Annotated in this window: 17 protein-coding genes; 8 read left to right on the forward strand and 9 right to left on the reverse strand. The window is 70.9% G+C overall.

What is annotated here, in order from left to right:
- Position 1: 1 nt before the first annotated feature.
- Positions 2-787 carry an ElyC/SanA/YdcF family protein gene (locus AB0O34_RS24465; protein WP_363918990.1) on the forward strand — a complete coding sequence of 262 codons (786 nt, stop codon included), beginning with the start codon at positions 2-4 and terminating at the stop codon, positions 785-787.
- A gap of 482 nt (positions 788-1,269) precedes the next feature.
- Here the strand turns inward: AB0O34_RS24465 and AB0O34_RS24470 are convergent, their stop codons facing one another.
- On the reverse strand, positions 1,270-2,307 hold the full coding sequence (locus AB0O34_RS24470) for a lytic polysaccharide monooxygenase (protein ID WP_363918992.1): 1,038 nt from the start codon (positions 2,305-2,307) through the stop codon (positions 1,270-1,272).
- Between the two features lie 323 nt (positions 2,308-2,630).
- Positions 2,631-4,067 (reverse strand): PrsW family glutamic-type intramembrane protease, encoded by a 1,437-nt coding sequence (locus tag AB0O34_RS24475; protein ID WP_363918994.1) that lies wholly within the window; start codon positions 4,065-4,067, stop codon positions 2,631-2,633.
- Positions 4,068-4,309: 242 nt separating this feature from the next.
- Here AB0O34_RS24475 and AB0O34_RS24480 point away from each other — a divergent pair, with 242 nt between their 5' ends.
- A complete protein-coding gene (locus AB0O34_RS24480; RefSeq protein ID WP_363918996.1) occupies positions 4,310-4,825 on the forward strand; it encodes a GNAT family N-acetyltransferase in 516 nt (171 codons plus the stop codon).
- Positions 4,826-4,852: 27 nt separating this feature from the next.
- On the opposite strand, the gene AB0O34_RS24485 is transcribed toward AB0O34_RS24480, so the two are convergent.
- Genes AB0O34_RS24485 through AB0O34_RS24505 form a run of 5 tightly spaced genes read right to left on the reverse strand, consistent with a single transcriptional unit; the run spans position 4,853 to position 10,136 of the window.
- A complete protein-coding gene (locus AB0O34_RS24485) occupies positions 4,853-5,992 on the reverse strand; it encodes an ROK family transcriptional regulator (RefSeq protein ID WP_363918998.1) in 1,140 nt (379 codons plus the stop codon).
- A gap of 5 nt (positions 5,993-5,997) precedes the next feature.
- Positions 5,998-6,867 (reverse strand): carbohydrate ABC transporter permease, encoded by an 870-nt coding sequence (locus AB0O34_RS24490; protein WP_363919000.1) that lies wholly within the window; start codon positions 6,865-6,867, stop codon positions 5,998-6,000.
- Entirely contained in the window at positions 6,864-7,856 is a 993-nt protein-coding gene (locus AB0O34_RS24495) for a sugar ABC transporter permease (RefSeq protein WP_363919002.1), read from the reverse strand. Before AB0O34_RS24495 ends, AB0O34_RS24490 begins: the two co-directional genes overlap by 4 nt.
- Positions 7,856-9,217 (reverse strand): extracellular solute-binding protein, encoded by a 1,362-nt coding sequence (locus AB0O34_RS24500; RefSeq protein ID WP_363919004.1) that lies wholly within the window; start codon positions 9,215-9,217, stop codon positions 7,856-7,858. Before AB0O34_RS24500 ends, AB0O34_RS24495 begins: the two co-directional genes overlap by 1 nt.
- A 31-nt stretch (positions 9,218-9,248) precedes the next feature.
- A complete protein-coding gene (locus AB0O34_RS24505; protein WP_363919006.1) occupies positions 9,249-10,136 on the reverse strand; it encodes a sugar phosphate isomerase/epimerase family protein in 888 nt (295 codons plus the stop codon).
- A 189-nt stretch (positions 10,137-10,325) separates the two neighbouring features.
- On the opposite strand from AB0O34_RS24505, the gene AB0O34_RS24510 reads away from it, so the two are divergent.
- Both AB0O34_RS24510 and AB0O34_RS24515 read left to right on the forward strand, forming a co-directional pair.
- Positions 10,326-11,288: a zinc-binding alcohol dehydrogenase gene (locus AB0O34_RS24510; RefSeq protein WP_363919008.1), complete on the forward strand. Its 963-nt coding sequence runs from the start codon at positions 10,326-10,328 to the stop codon at positions 11,286-11,288.
- The gene (locus AB0O34_RS24515; protein ID WP_363919010.1) at positions 11,285-12,070 is read left to right on the forward strand and encodes a sugar phosphate isomerase/epimerase family protein; all 786 of its coding nucleotides are present in this window, start codon (positions 11,285-11,287) and stop codon (positions 12,068-12,070) included. The genes AB0O34_RS24510 and AB0O34_RS24515 overlap by 4 nt, the downstream gene beginning before the upstream one ends.
- 1,307 nt (positions 12,071-13,377) lie before the next feature.
- On the opposite strand, the gene AB0O34_RS24520 is transcribed toward AB0O34_RS24515, so the two are convergent.
- A complete protein-coding gene (locus AB0O34_RS24520) occupies positions 13,378-14,487 on the reverse strand; it encodes a zinc-binding dehydrogenase (protein WP_363919012.1) in 1,110 nt (369 codons plus the stop codon).
- On the reverse strand, positions 14,484-15,647 hold the full coding sequence (locus AB0O34_RS24525; RefSeq protein WP_363919014.1) for a Gfo/Idh/MocA family oxidoreductase: 1,164 nt from the start codon (positions 15,645-15,647) through the stop codon (positions 14,484-14,486). The genes AB0O34_RS24520 and AB0O34_RS24525 overlap by 4 nt, the downstream gene beginning before the upstream one ends.
- On the opposite strand from AB0O34_RS24525, the gene AB0O34_RS24530 reads away from it, so the two are divergent.
- From AB0O34_RS24530 to AB0O34_RS24545, 4 genes are all read left to right on the forward strand, one after another.
- Positions 15,550-16,581, forward strand: coding sequence for a glucosyl-3-phosphoglycerate synthase (locus tag AB0O34_RS24530; RefSeq protein WP_363919016.1), 1,032 nt, complete (start codon positions 15,550-15,552; stop codon positions 16,579-16,581). The genes AB0O34_RS24525 and AB0O34_RS24530 overlap by 98 nt on opposite strands.
- Positions 16,578-17,741 carry a glycosyltransferase gene (locus AB0O34_RS24535; RefSeq protein WP_363919018.1) on the forward strand — a complete coding sequence of 388 codons (1,164 nt, stop codon included), beginning with the start codon at positions 16,578-16,580 and terminating at the stop codon, positions 17,739-17,741. The genes AB0O34_RS24530 and AB0O34_RS24535 overlap by 4 nt, the downstream gene beginning before the upstream one ends.
- A 433-nt stretch (positions 17,742-18,174) precedes the next feature.
- The gene (locus tag AB0O34_RS24540) at positions 18,175-18,732 is read left to right on the forward strand and encodes a cupin domain-containing protein (RefSeq protein WP_363919020.1); all 558 of its coding nucleotides are present in this window, start codon (positions 18,175-18,177) and stop codon (positions 18,730-18,732) included.
- Positions 18,733-18,869: 137 nt separating this feature from the next.
- Positions 18,870-20,303 carry an FAD-binding oxidoreductase gene (locus tag AB0O34_RS24545; RefSeq protein ID WP_363919022.1) on the forward strand — a complete coding sequence of 478 codons (1,434 nt, stop codon included), beginning with the start codon at positions 18,870-18,872 and terminating at the stop codon, positions 20,301-20,303.
- The last annotated feature ends 83 nt before the right edge of the window (positions 20,304-20,386 follow it).

The following is a 20,386-nucleotide window of genomic DNA, read 5'->3' on the forward strand; positions in this document are numbered from 1 at the left end:
CATGCTGCGTCTCCACATCCCCCGGCAGGCATGGACGGCTGACCTGCGAGCCTGGACGACCCGGTCCCTCCTGCGGGCCCGGACGGCGCGCCTGATCCCCTTCCGGTGGTCACGGGCGGCGCGGCGGCGCGCCTTCCTCGGTGCCGTCGCGCTCAGCCTGCTCGCCCTCGCGCCGATGACCTGGGCCTGGCTGTCCAGCACGGGCCATCGGGTGACGGCCGGCGCGGCCCCGGGGTGGATGCGCGGGGTTCCGGCGGCGCCGGTGGGCCTGGTGCTCGGCGCCGGCCTCTTCCACGGGTCCCCCACCCCGATGCTGGCCACGCGCCTGGACATCGCCGCCGGGCTGTACCGCGCGGGCAAGGTGCGGGCGCTGCTGCTGTCCGGCGACAACAGCCGCGTGGGGTACGACGAGCCGTCGGTCATGCGCGACTACCTGCTCGCCCACGGGGTGCCCGCGGACGTGCTGGTGCTCGACTACGCCGGGTTCGACACCTGGGACTCCTGCGTCCGAGCCCGTGACGTGTTCGGGGTCCGGCGCCTCACGGTCGTGACGCAGAGCTTCCACCTGCCGCGCGCCGTCGCGCTGTGCCGCACGGCGGGGCTGGACGCCTTCGGGGTGGGCGACGACTCCACCGTCAGGTGGCCGGCCCAGACCTACGTCTACGCGGCGCGGGAGTTCGGCGCGACGGCCAAGGGGTTCCTCGACTCCGTCGTGCTCAGGTCCTCGCCGGTCTTCCCCGGCCCCCGGGAGACCTCCCTCGACCGCATCCTCGCCTCGCACCCCTGACCTGTTCCTCGCCTCGCACCCCGTGACCTGTTCCTCGCCTCGCGACCCTGGCCGGGATCGCTCTGGGCGGCCTTCAGCGGATCGGGCCGCGCGGCCCGGCATCGTTTCGGCGCCGCCGCGAAAGTTTCATCGTCCGGGCCGGGTCAAGGGGGCGCGAGCTGCGCTTTCCGACACCCATCCCCGGGTGATCCGTCGCGCGCTTCGGTTCGTACGGCCGTCGAGGTAAGGTCCGGATCGCGCGTGGGAGCGCTCCCAACAGATCTTGCTCGGCCAGGAGGAGGTGACGCCTCTCGAACGGTGCCACGGCAACCGCGTATCTCGTCCGGCTCGGACGCCGCATGCCGTGAGGGGGAAGTGCCTCTCCGCCTCACGGCCGGCGTTCGGGTCTTCGGCATGCCCGCCCGCTTCTCCGCACAGCCCCTCCCGGGCGGGCCGGTCACCCCTGGATCCGGCGACCGGCCCCCCGTTCCGTTGCCGGGCGGCTAACCGCAGCTCACCCCCGTGAAGGTCGGCGCCGCGGCTCCGGTCATGCTCGCGAGGAACCCGGCGGTCGCGGACGCCCCCGGTGCCAGCTGGGCGTTCCAGGCGGCCGCGTGGATCATGCCCGTCGGGCCGCTCTGCATGGACGTCCCGTTCCACGCCTGGGTGATCGTGACCCCGGTCGGCATCGTCCACTGGATGTACCAGTTGTTGATCGGGGCGTTACCGGTGTTGTTGATGGTCGCCGAGGCCTGGAACCCGCCCGACCAGGAGTTCGACAGCGTCACCGTCGCCGTGCACGAGGTCGGCGGAGGCGTGGCGGGCGGCGGTGAGCTCGGAGGGGGCGAGCCGGGCGGGGGCGAGCTCGGCGGAGGCGTCGAGGTGCTCCCGAAGATCACGTCGGAGCAGCCGTAGAAGGTCTCCTGGCTGTCCGACCGGTACCACACCGAGTAGATGATGTGGCGGCCCGACTTGTTCGGCAGCCTGCCCGAGAAGCGGTAGGCGCCGTTGGTGACCGCGGGCTCCGGGTCGGCCGTCAGGAACGGCTGCTCCTCCATGTCGGCCCAGGTCAGCGGCTTGGTGGGGTTGTAGGTGTCCTTGGTGACGTAGAGCTTGAACCCGCCGGGGTGGGGCACCCAGGCTCCGTAGACGAAGTCGTACATGGCGCCCGCCTGCACCACGGTCGCCGGCCAGTCGGCCCTGGCCGCGTCGTAGGCCGCGTACTTCGCGAACCCGCCGCTGCAGAGCTGGCCGTCGGGGATGAACCCCCGGGTACGCCCGCCGCCGTCCGAGCGCAGCACCCCGTACCAGTCGTAGAGCGGCTGGGTGCCGCCGACGGCGACGGCCTGCGCGCAGGCGGGGTTCTTCGGCTTGATCTCGTTGCTGGAGGTGAGCCCGTCGGTGTAACAGGCGTAGGTCCTGCTGGCGGGCGCCTGCATGGTTCCGTGCGCGTCGGCCGAGCGCTGTAACGACAGCGTCACCAGCCCGGCGACCACGACCGCGAGCGCGGTCATGATCGCCACGTATACCTTGGTTCTCACAGTGCTTCCTCTTCACGTTGCGGATGCCGCCGCGAGGGACGGCGATCGATGCGAGCGCGATCGTGCCGTGTCCTCTCCGGGCATCGAGGAGGTGTGCGAGCAGCCTGGACAGGTCATGAGATGTCGCTGCCAGCGGCTGGGAGGGACGGCGGACGGCGTCTGGGCGCGCTCGCAGGCCTCCTGATCGGCCACCCGGAAAAGGTCATCGGAAGTGGCCACCGGCATCCGCGTACCGCGATTGAAACACGCGGCCGTCCGACCGGCAAGGGGGCACGGCCCGGCGCCCCATGACCGGCCCGGACGGGAGGCCGCCTCTTGACCCGCTAGCGGTTATCGCCCGGGTCGCCCGGCGGCGGGCCGTAGGGATTGCCACCCCGGTTCCCGGGCGGCGGGCCGTACGGGATGCCCTGCGGCGGGCCGTAGGGGCTCGCGCCCGGGTCGCCCGGAGGCGGGGAACCAGGCGGGGGACCGCCCTGCCGGCCGTCCTGCGGGTACGGGTCGCGGGGCAGGCCGTCCTGCGGGTACGGGTCGCGGGGCAGGCCGTCCTGGGGAGGGTAGGGCGAGGCGGAGTGCCGTGTGTCGTGGCCCGGCGCGTACCCCGGCGGGGCCATCCCCCTGGCGATCGTGGCCTGGTGCCTCTCGGGGACCGGGAACGCCGCCTTGGCCGCGCTCATGCAGGCCAGAAGGGCTTCCCTGTGGTTCTCGAAGGTGTCCCTGTCGATCACACCGCGGACCCCGCGCTCGTGGAGCAGCCCCAGCTCGGTGGCGGTGACTTGGTAGTCGCGCATGGCGTGCAGGCCCGCGGGACCGCCGTAGGCCTTCGCCCACTGACGGGCCTGCCGCCGCCCCTGCAGCGAGGACAGCATGAAGATGTCGACGTCGGTGACCAGCCCGAGCCCGCCGTACGGCGGCAGGTAGCGCTGGATGAGGCCCACGATGCGCTGGCGGTCCTTGACGATCACTCCGAGCTCGACGAAGAACAGGATCATCAACAGCAGATACGCCAGCGCGAGGCCCTGGAAGCCGCCGTAGGAGGTGAAGCCGTTCCAGATGCCGTGCAGGATGATCGCGCCGATCCAGCCGAGGAACACCACCCAGCCGCGCACCGGGCCCCGGCTCTGCGCGGCGTAGGCCACGGCGATGCCGATCATGGAGGTGAACAGCGGATGGGCGAACGGCGACAGGATCCCCCGGAGCACCACCGTCACGGCCAGGCCCTGAACGCCGTGCTGGTCCTGCGCCATGACGTAGTAGCTGACGTTCTCGCTCATGGCGAAGCCCAGGCCGACCATGCTGGCGTAGATGATGCCGTCGGTCAGGCCGTCGAGCTCCTGGCGGCGCCAGCGCAGCAGGCCGAGGAGTACCAGGCCCTTCATGGTCTCCTCTACCACGGGCGCCACGAACGTCGCCACCAGGTTGCGAGCGGTCGCCGCGTCCTGCGTCGCGATGGTGACGTACCTGAGGTTGAGGCTGTTGAGGATGCCCGCCACCAGCACGGCGATGCCGGCGCCCCACATGAACGCGAACGCCAGGTCCTTGCGCGGCTCCGGCTCCATGCGGTCGAGCGCCAGCACCCCGGCGAGCAGCAGCGGCACCGGGGCGAGCGCGAGCGTGAGCGCGATGAAGAACTGGACGGGGTCTCCGTTGAAGATGTCGAAGGAGAACGACACCAGCGCGCAGATCCCCGCCACGACGAGCCCGATGATCAGTCCGACGGATGGGCGTTCCCTAAGCACCCAGCGCGGATCAAGGTTCGTCATGTTCGCGAGCGTAATCGACCGGGCACGAGGTGTCCTCCCCGCCCCCACCGCACCCGTACGGCTTGCGCCCCGTGATCACCGCACCACCCCACCGGCCGCCTGTCGGGCATACAGATCTTCCCCCGGAACAACACTGCCACACCTCTTCATCCGCCGGAACCCCGCGACTCCGGCCCCGGCGGGGGTCCGGCCGTCCCAGGTAAGATGCCTGCCGCTACGCATGTGAAAGGGGGCCCGGCGTCATGCTGGTGGTGCGCGAGATGCGGGAGCCGGACATCGAGACCGTGTCATCGGTGCGGATCGCGAGTTGGCGCACCGCCTACGCGGGCATCCTGCCGCAGGCCCACCTGGACGGCCTGTCCGTCGAGGACGACGCCCGGGGGCGGAGGAAGAGGTTCGGCGACGCCGACGGCACCACGCTCGATCTCGTCGCCGAGGACGCGGGCAGCGTGGTGGGCTGGCTGGCCATGGGCCCGTGCCGCGACGACGACGCAGTGCCGGGCGACGGCGAGATCTACGCGTTCTACGTGCGCCCCGACGTCATCGGCACGGGCGCCGGGCGGGCCCTCGCGGACGCGGCCCTGCGGGCGGCGGGCGAACGCTCGTACCGGCGGCTGCTGCTGTGGGTCCTGGAGGACAACCTCCGGGCACGCCGTTTCTACGGCGCCGCCGGCTTCGTCCCCGACGGCACCCGATCGCTGTGGGAGGTCGCCGGCGTCGCCGTCCCCGAGCTCCGCTACCGGCGCGACCTTCCCTGACCCGCCGCCGCACAAGACGGGAAGGGGTCACTGGCGCAGGGCGGCGTCCACGGTGCCGGGTGACAGCACGTGCTCCATCACCATGATCGCTGTGCCGGTGATCCCGGCGCGGGCGCCGAGCGCGCTGGGCACGATTTTCAGGTTCCTCGTGGTGTAGGGCAGGCTCCGCCTGTACAGGCTCTCCCTGATCCCGGTCAGGTAGTGCTCCCTGGTCTCCGCCATGTCACCGGCCAGCACCACCACCCCGGGGTTGAGCAGGCTGACCGCGGCGGCCAGCACCACGCCGAGCGTGCGGCCGGCCTCCTGGGTGAGCGCGATCGCCGACGGGTCGCCCGCCTGGACCAGCCGCACCACGTCACGGCTGGTCTCCTGGCCGAGAGCGCGGGCGATGGCATGGCCACTGGCCAGGGAGGCGACGCAGCCGCGCGAGCCGCACGTGCAGACCCGGTCGTCGGTCTCGCGCAGGCGGACGTGCCCGATGCTGCCCGCCGCCTCGTCGACGCCCCGGTAGATGCGGCCGTCGATGACGATCCCCGCGCCGATGCCGGTGGAGACCTTGACCAGCAGCAGCGACGGGCACCGGCGCCAGGACGACCACCACTCCCCCAGCGCCATGGCCTTGGCGTCGTTGTCCACCAGGATCGGCACGTCGAACGCCCGCCGGATGGCGTCCTTGATCGGGTGGTCGTCCCATCCGGGCATGAGGAAGGACCTGATCATGCGTCCCGAGGCGTAGTCGACCGAGCCGGGCAGGTCGATCCCGATGCCGGTGACCCGCGCCGGATCGCGGCCGCTCTCATCCAGCAGCCGCTGGAAGGCCTGGCGCACCCAGGTGAGCACCGGCTCGGGCCCGCGCTGGATGCGCATCTCGGTGTGCTCCTCGGCCAGCGGCCTCGCGGCCAGGTCGGTGAGCGCCACCCTGGCATGGCTCGCGCCGAGGTCGGCCACGAGCAGGAGGTGCTTGCCCGGGTCGACGTCGAGCACCGAGGGCGGGCGCCCGCCCCCGGACGCCCCGACGCCCGACTCGTGGATGTAGCCGGCCTCGATCAGCCGGTCGACGCGGTCGGTGATGGTGGATCGGGACAGGCCGGTGAACTCGATAAGGTCCTTGCGGGTACGGCAAGAACCCTGCCGGATCAGCTGGAGGACCTGCCCCGCCGTCAGCATCTCGACTAGCCCTTCTCCGCGCCCGCCGTGAGACCCTCGGTCAAAAGCCGCTCGCTCGCGAAGAACACCACCACGATCGGCAGCGTCAGTACCACCGATCCTGCCATGAGGACGGTCGTCGGTATCTCGATGCTGCCCGCGAGCTGTGACAGCCCGAGGGACACCGTCCAGCTCTCCCGCTTCTCCACCAGGAAGAGCAGGGCGAACAGGAACTCGTTCCACGCGATCATGAAGGCGTACAGCCCCGTGGCCATGAGGGCGGGCTTGGACAGTGGGAGCACCACCCGCCAGATCGTCTCGATGCGGCCGCATCCGTCGATCGCCGCCGCCTCCTCCACGCTCGGCGGCACCGTCTCGAAGTAGTTGCGCAGCATGTACACCGTCACCGGGACCGTCTGCGCGATGTACACGAGGATCAGCCCCGCCAGCGAGCCGCGTAGCCCGAGCATCGTGAACAGCACGAACAGCGGGATCGCCAGCACGATCGCGGGGAACAGGTAGACCGCGAGGAACAGGAAGTGCACCTGCCTGCGGCCGAAGAACCGCAGCCTGGCCACCGCGTACGCGCCGGGTATCGAGATCAGCAACGTGACCGCCACGGACACGATCGCGATGATCGCGCTGTTCCTCATGAAGGTCAGGAACCCCTGCCTGCCCAGCACGTCCGCGTAGGTCGACAGGGTGAACCGGCGCGGCCACAGCGAGCCGGGGTCGAGGATCAGCTCCTGGATGTCGCGCAGCGAGAGCATCACCATGTACAGGAACGGGAACGCGGTGGCCAGGAAGAGCACGGCGATGACCAGGGGCTTCAGCACGCGGAACAGCCCGCGCTCGAAGCGGTCGCGGGTCATGCGCCGGGTCGCGGTCTCGTTCATGATCGCTCCTCCCCGCCGGAGAAGAACCTCAGGTAGATCGCCAGGAAGACCACCAGCACGAGGGCCAGCACGATCGCCTGCGCGGCCGAGGCCCCGATGTCATCCCTGGCGGTGAGGAAGTCGTAGACCCGCACGCTCACGACCTCGGTCCCGGCGCCGCCCCCGGTGAGCAGGAAGACGTCGTCGAACTTGGTGAAGGTGAACACGAACCGCAGCACCGACAGCAGGGCGATGACGCGCCAGAGCTGCGGCATGATCACGTACCGGAACCGCTGGGTGGGCGTCGCCCCGTCGACCACCGCGGCCTCGTCCAGCTCGGCGGGCAGCGCCTGCAGCCGGGCCAGGATGAACAGGAACGCGAAGGGGAAGTACCGCCACGCCTCGAACGCGATGACCGTCAGCAGCGCCACCGGCACCTCGATGCCGAGGAAGGTGCCCTTGGCCTGGGTGAGGAAGGCGATCGGCTCGCCGAGCCAGGTGTTGACGATGCCGTACTGCGGGTTGAGCATCACCTCCCACAGGAAGGCCGCCGCCACCACCGGCGCCACGTACGGGATGAGGATCGAGGCCCTGATCAGGGTCCTTCCCTTGAACCTGTCGCGCAGCGCCAGCGCGGCGACCAGGCCGATCGCGATCGACAACGTGGTACCGGCGACCGTGTAGACCAGCGTGTTCACCAGCGAGGACCAGAACCCCGGCTCGGCCAGCACGTAGGTGAAGTTCTCCAGCGTGTAGTGGCCGAAGATGCCCGCCCGCCTGATGTTGATCAGGCGGACGTTCTGGAAGGCCAGCATGACGGCCCACAGCAGGGGGACCACCACGACGACCAGCGTGATGACCAGTGTGGGCGAGATCAGGTAGAGCCCCGCCCTGGCCTCCCGCTGCCGCAGCGTCGGGCCGCGCCTCGCCGTGCCCGCCGGCGGCTCCCCGCGCTCCAGGGTCACCACCGGGGACCCGTCGCCGGGCGCCTGCGGCGTGCCGGGGGTCATCACCGGATCCCGCGCTTGATGGTCTCGACGTCCGCCTTCGCCTGGGCCGCCGCGGCCTGCGGGGTCAGCGACCCGCCGGTGACCGCGCTGAGCGCCTTGGGCACCGGCAGCTCGCCCATCGTGGCGCCGATCAGCTTGCCCTGCCCCTGCGGGATGCCCCACCGGGCGAAGGTGTCGGGGCTCCGGCGCAGCGCGTCGAGCGTCTCGGCCGGGTAGACCTCCGACAGCGGCTTCTTGGTGTCGACCCCGGCGGGCAGGCCGTTCCACTTGCCGGCGAGCTCCTTGCGCGTCGGGACCTTGCCCTCCGGCGCCATGCCGATCCAGCGCTCGTAACCCTCGTTCATCATGAACGAGACGAACTTCTGGGCCGCGTCCTTGTTCGCGTCGTGGGTCACCGCCCAGGAGACGATCTCACCGTACTGCGCGGGCTCGCTCCCGTCGGGCCCCTTCAGCGCGGTCACCACCCCGGTGTTCTCGGCCAGCCACTTCTTGTCGGCGCGGCATTCGGCGCAGCTGGGGAGCGCGTCGTTCCGCAGCCCGGCCAGCTCGTCGAGGATGAACGAGGACCAGATCGTCATCGCGGCCTTGCCGGAGAAGTACGTGGCCCTGGTCGAGTCGACGTCCTGCTTGCCCTTGATCGAGTAGTTCTTGGCCAAGTTCGAATAGAACTCGAACGCCTTCACGCATTGCGGCGAGTTAATAATGATATTTCCGGAGTTGTCGACCAGCTGGCAGCCGTTCGCCAGCGCGACGTACTCGAAACTCTGCGAGGTGAACGAGTCCTTCGGCGCGATCGCCAGCGTGATCCCCGCCACCCCGCCGGTGTTCAGCTTCCGCGCCGCCGCCTCCAGCCGCTCGTAGGTGTCGGGGGGCTCGAGCCCGGCCTTCCTGAACAGGTCCTTGCGGTAGAGGATCAGCTGCGCCCATCCGTCGCTGGGCACGGCGAGCAGCTTGCCTCCGGCGCTGTCGAGCTCCAGGGCGCGCGGTGAGAACGTGTCGCGCCCGAGCCCGTCCACGACCTTGCCCGGCGTGGCGGTGTCGAGCAGGTCGTTGGCCTCCAGCTCGCGCACCGCCGCCAGCGGGAGCGCGCCGATCACGTCCGGCAGGTCGCCGGCCGCCGCGGCCGAGGTGACGATCTGGCTGAACTGGTCTTCGGCCACGCCGACGAGGTTCACCTTGATCCCGGTGCGCTTGGTGAACTCCGCGGCGAGGGTCTGCTGGACGGTCATCCGGTCGGCGAGGTTCTCCTCGGTCCACACGGTGATGGCGCCGGCCCGGTTCTGCTCCGCGTCGCTGCCGCAGGCCGCCGTGGTGACGGCTAACAGGGCGACGGAGAGGACGGCGGTTACCTTGTTCGGCATGGCACGCTCCTCTGAGGGGGATGAGCGGCCTTTACCCCACGATGAGGTCGCGCAACGTGCGGTGCGCGATGCCGAGGCCGGCGTACACGCGCTCGTCGTCCCCGCTCCAGACGGGATCTTCGTGCTCGACCGATATCACCCCGTCGTAGCCGCCCTCGTAGAGCGCGTCGACCAGGCCGGTCCAGTCGACCTGACCGAGCCCCGGCACCCGGAAGCGGTACCACCCCTTCGCGCCGCTGACCGGCCCGTAGAAGCCGTATCTGTCGATCTTGCCGGGCAGGATCTGCGTGTCCTTCGCCTGCACGTGGGCGATGTCCGAAATGTACGGCACGACGGCCGCTACGGGGTCGATGCCCAGCGCGACCAGATGCGAGGGGTCGTAGTTGAGCTTGAGGCCGAGCGTGAACATCCACTCCCACAGCTCCGGGGAGTACGCCAGGTTGCCCGGGTAGCCGTCGGGATGCCAGCTCTTCATCACGCAGTTCTCGATGACGATCGTCACGCCCCGCCCCCGGGCGTACTCGACCAGCGGCACGAAGACGTCCTCGGCGAGCTTGAGGTTGTCGGCCACGGGAAGCCCGGGGTCGCGGCCGACGAACGTGCCCACGGTGGGGCAGCCGAGCTCCGCGGCGGCGTCGACGCACCTGCGCACGTGCTCGTTGACCTCCGCCCGGCGGGTGGGGTCGAGGTTGTTCTCGTAGTAGGCGATCGAGGAGAGGGTCAGCCCCGTCTCCTCGAAGATCTTCCTCACCCGGATGGATTCGGCTCTGTCGAACTGATCCACTTTGATGTGATCGCGGTGGTCCGGCGCGGGCCACCCGGCCACTTCCAGGGCGTCGAAGCCGTGCCCGGCGGCCCAGCGCGCTATGTCCGAAAGATCGGATTCCGGAAGGCACGCTGTAAGGAACCCCAGTTCCATTAAATCCCTCCCCACAAGTCCTGGACTTTAGCGTGTTTTCGTAGTGACTATCGTAGGGAAAGATGTCCTAAGTCTACGGCTTTTGTTGGACTAAAAAGTATAAGTGGGAACATGCACGTCATCACCATTCAAGAGCCGGGTGTCGTAAGCGTCACCCAGGAGCCGCCTGGCGAGCTCACGCCGGGATGCGTGCGTGTTCGCACGGTCTACTCGGGCGTCTCCGCGGGCACGGAGCTCACCGCCTACCGAGGGACCAATCCCTACGTGAACCGGCGATGGGACACCGAGCGCCGCCTGTTCACCGAGGGCAGGACCCACGCCTATCCTCTGTCGGGCTGGGGATACCAGGAGGTCGGCGAGGTGGTCGAGGCGGCGCCCGACGTCGCCGACCCGCCGATCGGCAGCCTCGTCTGGGGCGTGTGGGGCCATCGCGCCGAGGCCGTGCTGCCCGCCGAGCGGCTGGCCGGGCACGTGCTGCCGCCGGGCGTCCACCCGCTGACCGGCGTGTTCGCCCGGGTCGGCGCCATCGCCCTCAACGCGGTGCACGCCGCCGACGTGCACCTCGGCGACCAGGTCGCCGTCTTCGGCCAGGGCGTGATCGGGCTGCTCGCCACCCGGCTCGCGGTGCTCAGCGGCGCCAGGGTCGTCGCGGCCGACGCCATCCAGGCCCGCCTCGAACTCGCCAGGCGGTTCGGTGCGGCCGAGGCGTTCGACGTCCTGTCCGGCTCGTGCGCTGAGTTCCTGCGCAAGCGGGTGGAGGGCGCCGACACCGCCATCGAGCTGAGCGGCAGCCAGCTGGCCCTGCACGAGGCGATCAGGAGCGTGCGCAGGGGCGGCAGGGTCGTCGCCGCCGGCTTCTACCAGGGCGAGGGGGCCGGGCTGCGGCTCGGCGAGGAGTTCCATCACAACCAGGTGCAGATAGTGTCCTCCCAGATCGGCGGGGTCGCCTCGTGGCTCTCCCACCGCTGGGACGTCGAACGGCTGCAGCGCACGTTCATGGATCTCGTGCTGAGGGGCCAGATCGACACCAGCGTGCTGGTCAGCCACGTGATGAACGTGGAGAACGCGGCGGAGGCGTTCGAGCTGCTCGACCGGCATCCCGCCGACGTCCTGCAACTGGTCTTCGAGTTCACGGAGGGAGAGCGGCGGTGAAGCTGGCCGTACAGGAGCAGCTCGTGCCGGGGCGCACACTTCAGGAGAAGTTCGCCTTCGCCACCGAGGCCGGGTTCGACGCCATCGAGCTGCGCGGCAAGGGCGACCTCCACTTCGCCGGCCGCCTGCCCGAGCTCAGGCGGGCGCTCACGGACGGCGTGGTCATGCCGACGGTCTGCGTGGAGATGTCGCACTTCATCGGCGACTTCGACGCGGGCAGGCGCGAGGACGCGGTGCGGCAGCTGCGCTCGCAGCTCACCGTGATCGGCGAGCTCGGCGGCATCGGCGTGATGACGCCCGCCTCCTGGGGGCAGTTCTCCCTCAGGCTGCCGCCCTTCGAGCCTCCGCGCTCCCCCGAGCAGGACAGGGAGGTGCTGGCCGAGGCCCTGGCCGCGCTCGGCGAGCACGCGGGCCGCGAGGGCGTTCTGATCATGCTGGAGCCGCTCAACCGCTACGAGAACCACATGGTCAACACCCTCGCCCAGGCGGCCGAGCTGTGCTCGATGGACTCCGTGCGGGTCGCCGGGGACACCTACCACATGAACATCGAGGAGGACGACCCCTGCCGCTCGCTGATGGACGCGGCGCCGTACCTCGCGCACATGCAGATCAGCGAGTCCAACCGCAACCAGCCGGGCACCGGCCACCTCGACTGGGCGGCGCAGCTGGCCACCCTCGACGCGATCGGCTACGACGGCTACCTGGCCCTGGAGTGCCGCCTGCGCGGCGAGCCGGAGATCGTCCTGCCGCAGACGGCGGCGTTCGTCAGGAAGTTCCTGTGATCCCCCGCGGGCCGGCCGGAGACGCCGCCGGAACGCTACGCGAGCCCGGCAGGAGCACGACCGGGACGCTGGTGCCAGGGCAGGGTCCGGCGCCGCGCGAGCCCGGCGGTGACGGTCGCGCGCTCCTGCGCCGGGCCATTCGGGTGCTGGTCGCGAACTGGGACGGCAACCACACCGTCCCGTCCCGGAGGCTCTACCCGCACCAGTGGAGCTGGGACTCCGCCTTCATCACGATCGGCAACGCGCGCTGGTCGCCACGCCGGGCCAGGTCCGAGCTGCTGACCCTGTTCGGGGCGCAGTGGCGCGACGGCAGGGTCCCGCACATCGTGTTCAACCCGGACGTGCCCGAGGGCTCGTACTTCCCCGGCCCCGCCTTCTGGAACGTGCGCGCCCCCTGCGGCGCGGCCACCTCCGGCATCGTGCAGCCGCCGGTGCACGCGATGGCCGCCTGGCAGGTACACGTGGCCGACCCCGACCCGGCCTTCCTGCGCAGGATCTACCCGCGCCTGGTCGCCCAGCAGGAGTTCCTGCGCACCGCGCGCCGCTCGCCCGAAGGGCTGCTGTCGATCGTGCACCCGTGGGAGTCGGGCATGGACAACAGCCCGGCGTGGGACGCGCCGCTGGCCGCGGTGGTGACGGACCCGATCGCCGTCCAGCGGCGCGACCTCACGCACATCAGCGCCGACGAGCGGCCCACCGACCACGACTACGAGCGCTACACCACGCTGGCCCGCGCCTACCGGGACACCGGCTACCAGGGGGTCGGCGCGTTCGCCGTGGAGGATCCGCTGTTCAACGCCGCGTACGGCTCGGCGGAGGCGGCGCTGGCGAAGATCGCGGCGGTCTGTGGCCTGAACCCGAGCCCGCACCGCCGCGAGGCGGCGAGGATCACCGCGGCGATGATCCAGCACCTCTACCACGACGGCCTCTTCCACGCCCGCGACGCGCTCACCGGCGGCCTGATCCGCTCCGGCAGCGCAGCCGGGCTGACCCCGCTGATCCTCCCCGGCCTGCCCCAAGAGATCGCGAACGCGCTGATCGGCACCGCGGTGGACCGCTTCCGGCTGGAGCGGGGGATGCTGCCCAGCCTCGCGCCCGGCGTGCCGGAGTTCGACCCGGCCCGTTACTGGCGCGGGCCGAGCTGGATCAACCTCACCTGGCTGGTCTGGCGGGGCCTGCGGCACCGCCGGCCCGACCTGGCGGCGCTGCTCGCCGGTGGCATGGTCCGCGCGGTGGCGCACGCGGGCTTTCGCGAGTACTTCGACCCCTCCACCCTCCAAGGGCACGGCTGCGACGACTTCAGCTGGTCAGCGGCGCTGATCGTCGACGTCCTGGCACAGCACCGCCTGGAGGGCGTGGCGGCGGCGCGCGGCAAGGTCGCCGAGGAGCCGGGGGGCCTGGCCGAAGTCCACGACGTCGGTGATCACGTGCTCGCGTAGCAGCGGGCCGCGCCGCCCCAGCAGGGTGACGGTCTCGTGGGAGAGCCTCTCCCTGTCCCAGGCGTGGGCGAGGCCGCGCGGCACCCTGCCGATCTGCGCGCACCGCAGGCTGAGCCCGTTGTGGTGGAACTCCTCGCCCAGGCGCACCTCGCCGGCCCCCTCGGTGTAGAAGGCCAGGTCGATGACGCTGCCCTGCGGTCTGAGCAGCCTGAGTGCCATGGCGAGCGTCCTCGCCTGTCCGCGGCACTGGAAGACGACGTCCGCTCCCCTGTCGTTCGGGCCGTGACGCCAGCGCCGCTTGAGCACCACGGCGGGGTCGTCGCCGGTCGCGAGCGCCGTGGCGCCGAGCGCCTCGGCGATCCGCAGCCGCTCGGGCGTCTCGTCCACCACGACGACCTCCGCGGCGCCGTGCTCGATGGCGAACGAGGCCACGAGCAGCCCCACCACGCCCGCCCCCGTGACCGCGACCCGCCGGCCGCGCACGCCGTCACCGAGGCCGCGCGCGGCGGGCCCGTACAGGTCGGCGGCCGCGTGCAGCAGGCCGTTCGCGCAGATGGGGCCCATGTGCGCGACGTAGATCCCAAGCAGCGGGTCGAGTCCTTCGGGGAGCGGCACGAACCTGTCGGTCATCGGGTCGGCGACGTAGCCGGTGCGGTGCCCGTAGGCCATCGCGACGACCGTGCCCTCCTCGACGGCGCGCGTCCGGCTCTCCACGACCCGGCCCACCTGCATGTAGCCGATGCCGCGTACCGGGTAGGCGAGGGAGGGGATGCCCGGCAGGAACAGGCCGAGCTCCGCGTCCCAGGCGGAGGTCAGGTAGGGGTTGCCGCCCTTGACGTAGGTCAGCTCGGTGCCCGCCGAGACGCCGCTGTACAGGGTCTCGACCCGAAAGCCGCCGTCGGGGGTGTCACCCGCCTTCTCCTCGATCAGGGTGATCTCACCGGGCGCGTCGACGCTCAGCGTCCTGATCTCGGTCATCGGGGGTCACCGTCGTCCAGGGTGACCGGCCCGCCCTCGGCCGCCGACCGCGCGACCGCGTGCGCCAGGCGGTGGCTCCTCAGCGCCTCCTCGTAGGGCACGCGCACGTCGGACGGCACTCCCCGCACCGCGTTGACGAACTCCCTGTCCACCCGGGTCTTGGCCTCCCCCGGGTCCTCGATCACGGTGTCCCCGTTGACGACCAGCCGCGTCTCGCCGACGTCCAGTGCCAGGCCCTCGGCGTGCACTTCGAGGCCGATCCGGTGCTTGTGCTCCAGCAGGCTCGTGGTGGCGAGCAGCCCGGCGGCGCCGCCGCGGAAGCGCATCACCGCCGCGGTGGCCCGGTCGATCTCATCGCCGGCGGTCTCCCCGGCGGGTACGGCGTGCACCATCTCGACCTCGCCGACCAGGACCCTGGCCAGGTCGAGCACGTGGACGGCCTGCTCCAGGACCTGCCCCCCGGACATGTCCCGCCTGGTCCACCAGGGCACGGGGGGCAGCTTGTCGAGCCAGAAGCCGAGCGCCAGCCGTACGGGCCGGTCGGCGAGCAGGTCGCGTGCCCTTCGCAACGTGTCGAGGTAGCGCCAGTGGTGCCCCACGGCGGAGACCAGCCCGCGCCGTGCGATCTCGGCCGCGATCTTCTCGGCGGTCGCGAGGTCGAGGCCCAGGGGCTTCTCCACGAATATCGGCAGATCCATCTCGAGCACGTCGAGCTCCGTGGTGCCGTGCGCGAACGGCGGCACGCAGACGTAGACGGCGTCCAGCCCCCCGGCTTCGAGCAGGCTCGCATGCCCACCATGTGCCCGAGCGCCGTACTGTGAGGCGAGGGCCTCGGCCTTGCGTGAATCCGTGTCGGCGATCCCGACAATTGTTACATCGGGGAAACATGAGAGTACTTCTGCGTGGCGTGCGGCGACATTTCCGGCACCGATAATGCCGATACGGGTATTAGAAGTCACGAAGCGGCATATGCCTCTCCTGGGGCTCGCCAAACAATGACGTTCGGATCGCTCTTTCTGGGGCAGTTTGCCGCCGTCATGACATGAGAACGGGGCAGGCTGAATGGAAAATCTTTCTGGTCGTTCGCCGCGGGTACCGGCTCCCGTCAGGGGTCGGTCACACCCGCACACGAGCGCCGCGGCCGACTGGCCGCTGGACACGCTCCTGGGTGCCAAGGGGACGACCACGGTGAGCGTGGTGCTGCCCGCGCGCGACGAGGAGCAGACGGTCGGCGCCATCGTCTCGGCCATCCGGCGCGACCTCGTCGAGGCGATCCCGCTCGTGGACGAGATCCTCGTGGTCGACTCCCGCTCCACCGACGCCACCGCCGCGATCGCCTCGGCGGCGGGCGCCCGGGTGGTACGCCAGGACGACGTGCTGCCCGGCCTGCCGCCCCTGTCGGGCAAGGGCGAGGCGCTGTGGAAGGGGCTGGCGGCCTCGACCGGGGACATCGTCGTGTTCGCCGACTCCGACCTGCGGAACTTCGGCTCGCACTTCATCTCCGGGCTCCTCGGCCCGCTGCTCACGCGGCCGGAGATCGCCTTCGTGAAGGGCGCCTACGAGCGTCCCCTGACCGGGCCCGACGGGGTGGTGCAGCGCGGCGCGGGGGGCCGGGTCACCGAGCTGGTCGCGAGGCCGATGCTCAACCTGTACTGGCCGGAGCTGGCCGGGTTCGTGCAGCCCCTCGGCGGGGAGTACGCCGCGCGGCGCCAGGTGCTCGAACAGGTGCCCTTCGTCACCGAGTACGGCGTGGAGTTCGGCCTCCTCGTCGACCTGCTGGAGCGCGTCGGGCTCGACGCGATGGCCCAGGTGGACCTCGGCTGCCGCCAGCACAGCCACCAGTCGACGGCGGCGCTCGGCCGGATGGCCGGGCAGATCATGCTGACCGCGTGGTCCCGCCTGGAACGGCAGGGCCGTATCGTCGCCTCGGAGGCGCCCGCGACGGGCCTGCTCCAGTTCGACGCCGACGGCAACGCCACCCTCAGCGACGTCAGCGTCGCCGAACGCCCCCCGCTGGCCACCGTGATCGCCACCCCGGCGACCCCGGTACTGCCGGTCAACTCGGTGAACTCCGTCAAGGAGGACGTCGCGTGAAGATTCTCATGAACGCCGGTCCCTGGCTCCCCGTGCCCCCCTCCGGCTACGGTGGCATCGAGAACATCGTCGCCACGCTGATCCCGCCGCTGCGCGAGCGGGGCGTCAGCGTGGTGCTCGCCTCTGTGGGCGCGAGCCCGCTGGAGGTGGACGAGCTGATCAGCGTCTACGACGAGGGCCAGTTCTCCCACCTGCAGAAGCCGTACAACCAGGTCATGGGCATCGCGCACGCGCACCAGGCCAGGGTGGCGGCCGAGCTGCGCCGCCGCGACGACATCGACCTGGTCCACGACCACCTTGAGGTGGTCGGCCCCGCCCTGCTGTCCACGCTCGGCGGCCCTCCCGTGCTGCACACCCTGCACTGGGACCTGCGCAAGCACGCCGCCTTCTACGGGAACTTCCCCAGGTCCATCGCGGTCAACGGCGTCTCGGAATCACAGCTCCGCCGCGCGCCCGCCGCGCTGAGGGCCGTCTCGCTCGGCGCCGTCCACCTCGCCACCCCGCTCGCCGACGCGGACACGCGCGTGAAGCGCGGCGATCACCTGATGGTCATGGGCCGCGTCTGCGGGCTCAAGGGCCAGGACGTCGCGGCCAGGATCTGCCAGAAGCTCGGCCTGCCCCTCGTACTGGCGGGCCCGGTCAGCGGGCTGAACACCGCCGCGGAGCTCGACGCCGTGGTCGAGAACCCCGACCACCCGCTGCACGGCCACCCCGACGTGCGGTACTTCGCCGGCCAGGTCTCCCCCTACCTCGACGGCGACCTCGTCAGGTGGGTCGGCTCGGTCGAGGGCGCGGCCCGCGACCGGCTCTACGCCTCGGCGCGCGCGGCGCTCTTCCCCATCCAGTGGGACGAGCCCGGCGGCACCGCCGTCGTCGAGGCGCTCGCCCTCGGTGTCCCTCCCGTCGGGCTGCGGCGCGGCGTGCTCCCCGAGATCATCGACCACGGCCGCACCGGGTTCCTGGCCGACACCGAGGAGGAGCTGGCCGAGCTGGTGCTGCGCGTGGACGAGATCGACCCCGAAGAATGCCGCCGCGAGGCCCGCGCCCGCTTCGCCCCCGCCGTCATGGCCGACCGCTACCTGGAACTCTACGAACGCCTCCTGACCGCGCCACGCCGCATCCCACCCCAGGGGCGCCCGGCCGCGACCCTACGACGCTGACGGCCCACGCGCCCAAGCTGTATACCGGTTCTCGCGTTCGGCCACTCTTTGATAGGAAATCGGGCGTGCTTACCGGAGACCGCGTACGACTGCGCGCCCTCGAACCGTCGGACGCCGAGACGCTGTGGCGCTGGCACAGACCCCGAGGTCATGCGGTGGATGAGCGACGGCTACCCGCCGTCGCTTGATCTGCCGCTACGGCTTCGAGAAGATGCGGCTGCACCGGATCCCGCTGACACGCATACCGGACCCAGCCCACTCTGGGTGGTTTGTCTGGTTGTGGCTGGTTTGTTATTAGTTTGGGGCTTGAGGAGGCGGATCGAACGTCTGTACAGTGATCAAACAAAATGTTTGGTGACAAAGATCGGGATGTTCGATGCCGCCTGAGCCCCCAGCTCGGAACGTTGCTGTGGGCGCTCCTGAGGCGGATACCGTGCGCCTCGGGGCGCGCATCAGGGCGTACCGCGCCATGCGCCAGATGACGCTGCGCGACCTCGCCGGCGAGGCGGGCGCAAGTCCCGGTTTCATCAGCCAGCTGGAGCGCGGACGCACGAGCGCGAGCATCGGCATGCTGCGGCGCATCGCCGGCGCCCTCGGCCTCACGGTGGCCGAGCTGTTCAGCGAGGGCGAGGTGGTCGGGCACCGGCTCGTCCGCCGGGCCGACCGCCCCGAGTTACCCACCGGGCCGGGCACCCGCAAGTACCTGATCTCGCAGCGGCCCCTGCAGAACCTGGAGATCTACAGCGGCGAGTTCGACCCCGGGGCCTCCACCGGAGACGAGTCCTACACCCACGGCGACTCCCAGGAGATCCTGCTGGTGCTGCGCGGCCGGGCCGTCCTGTGGATCGGCCCGGCGGAGTCGGCGGTCTCCTACGAGCTGGGCGCCGGGGACAGCATCGAGTACCGGACCTCGACCCCGCACCGCGTGGTCAACGAGGGCGTGGAGCCGCTTGAGGTGCTCTGGATGATCGGCCCGCCGACGCCGTCGTAGCCCGGCGCCTGGTACGAGCAAGCGAGCGCGTCGGCGACTCAGTACTTCCACCCGACGATTCTGATGTGAAGGCGGTTCCCCCTGACCGTGCGCGGTGAGGTCGTCGGCAACCACAGCACCTTGGTCATGGAGTTGATATGAGCGGCAACGGATTGAACGGCACCCCCCTGACGGACGACTTCGCCAACGGCGGGGTGTCGTACTGGTACCGGCAGATCGGCGTCCCCGAACGCCGTGCCGCGCTGCCGGGGTCGCGCGAGTACGACGTGGCCATCGTGGGCGGCGGCTACACCGGCATGTGGACCGCGTACTACCTGAAGAAGGCCCGGCCCGACCTGCGGATCGCGATCCTGGAGCGGGAGTTCGCCGGTTTCGGGGCCTCCGGGCGCAACGGCGGCTGGCTGTCGGCCGAGTTCGCCGGGTCGCGCGAGCGGCACGCGGCGGCACGCGGGCGCCAGGCGATGATCGATCTTCAGCACGCCATGTTCAGCGCGGTGGACGAGGTGATCGAGGTCACCAGGGCCGAGGGTATCGACGCCGACATCCACAAGGGCGGCCTGCTCCACGTCGCCACCAACCCCGCGCAGAACCGCCGCCTGCACGCCGAGCTGGCCGACCTTCGCACGTGGGGCTTCGCCGAGCAGGACATGCGGCTGCTCACCCGCGACGAGCAGGAGGACCGCATCCGCGTCGCCGGGACGATCTCCGCCACCTACAGCCCGCACTGCGCCCGCATCCAGCCCGCCAAGCTCGCGGTCGGCCTCGCCCGCGTCGTCACCGGCCTCGGCGTCGACCTGTTCGAGGGCACCACGGTCACCGAGATCCGCCCCCGGACCGCCGAGGACAAGGCGGCGGCCGTCACCGACCGGGGCACGGTCACCGCCGAGTACGTCATCCGGGCCACCGAGGGCTTCACCGCGAGCATCCAGGGCCAGCACCGCCAGTGGCTGCCGATGAACAGCTCGATGATCGTCACCGAGCCCCTGTCGGACGAGGTGTGGGAGCAGATCGGCTGGCGGGACTACGAACTGCTCGGGGACGAGGCGCACGCGTACTGCTACGCGCAGAGGACCGCCGACGGCCGCATCGCCATCGGCGGGCGGGGCGTGCCGTACCGCTTCGGCTCGCGCACCGACGTGCGCGGCGCCACCCAGCCGCAGACCGTGGCCGCGCTGCGGAAGATCCTCACCTCGCTGTTCCCCGCCACCGCCAAGGCCAGGATCCAGCACTCGTGGTGCGGGGTGCTCGGCGTCCCCCGGGACTGGTGCTCCACCGTCCACCTGGACCACACCACCGGCCTCGGCTGGGCCGGTGGGTACGTCGGGAGCGGTGTCACCACCACCAACCTGGCAGGCCGTACGCTCCGCGATCTCGTGCTGCGGCAGGACACCGAGCTCACCGCCCTGCCGTGGGTCGGCCGCCAGGTGCGCCAGTGGGAGCCGGAGCCGCTGCGCTGGATCGGCGTGCAGGCGATCTACGCGCTGTTCCGGACCGCCGACCGCCACGAGACCGCCCAGATGGGCCGCACCTCCGCCTACGCCCGCCTGGCCAACCTCATCTCCGGCCGCTGACGCCCTCCCGTGTCGCCCCCGCCCGCTCGTTGGATCCGCGGCCAGGAGACCGAGAAGCGGTAGGCGGTCAGGCCGAGGTCGGC

Source organism: Sphaerisporangium sp. NPDC088356 (assembly GCF_040685555.1).
In the GTDB taxonomy this organism is placed as follows: Bacteria; Actinomycetota; Actinomycetes; order Streptosporangiales; family Streptosporangiaceae; genus Sphaerisporangium.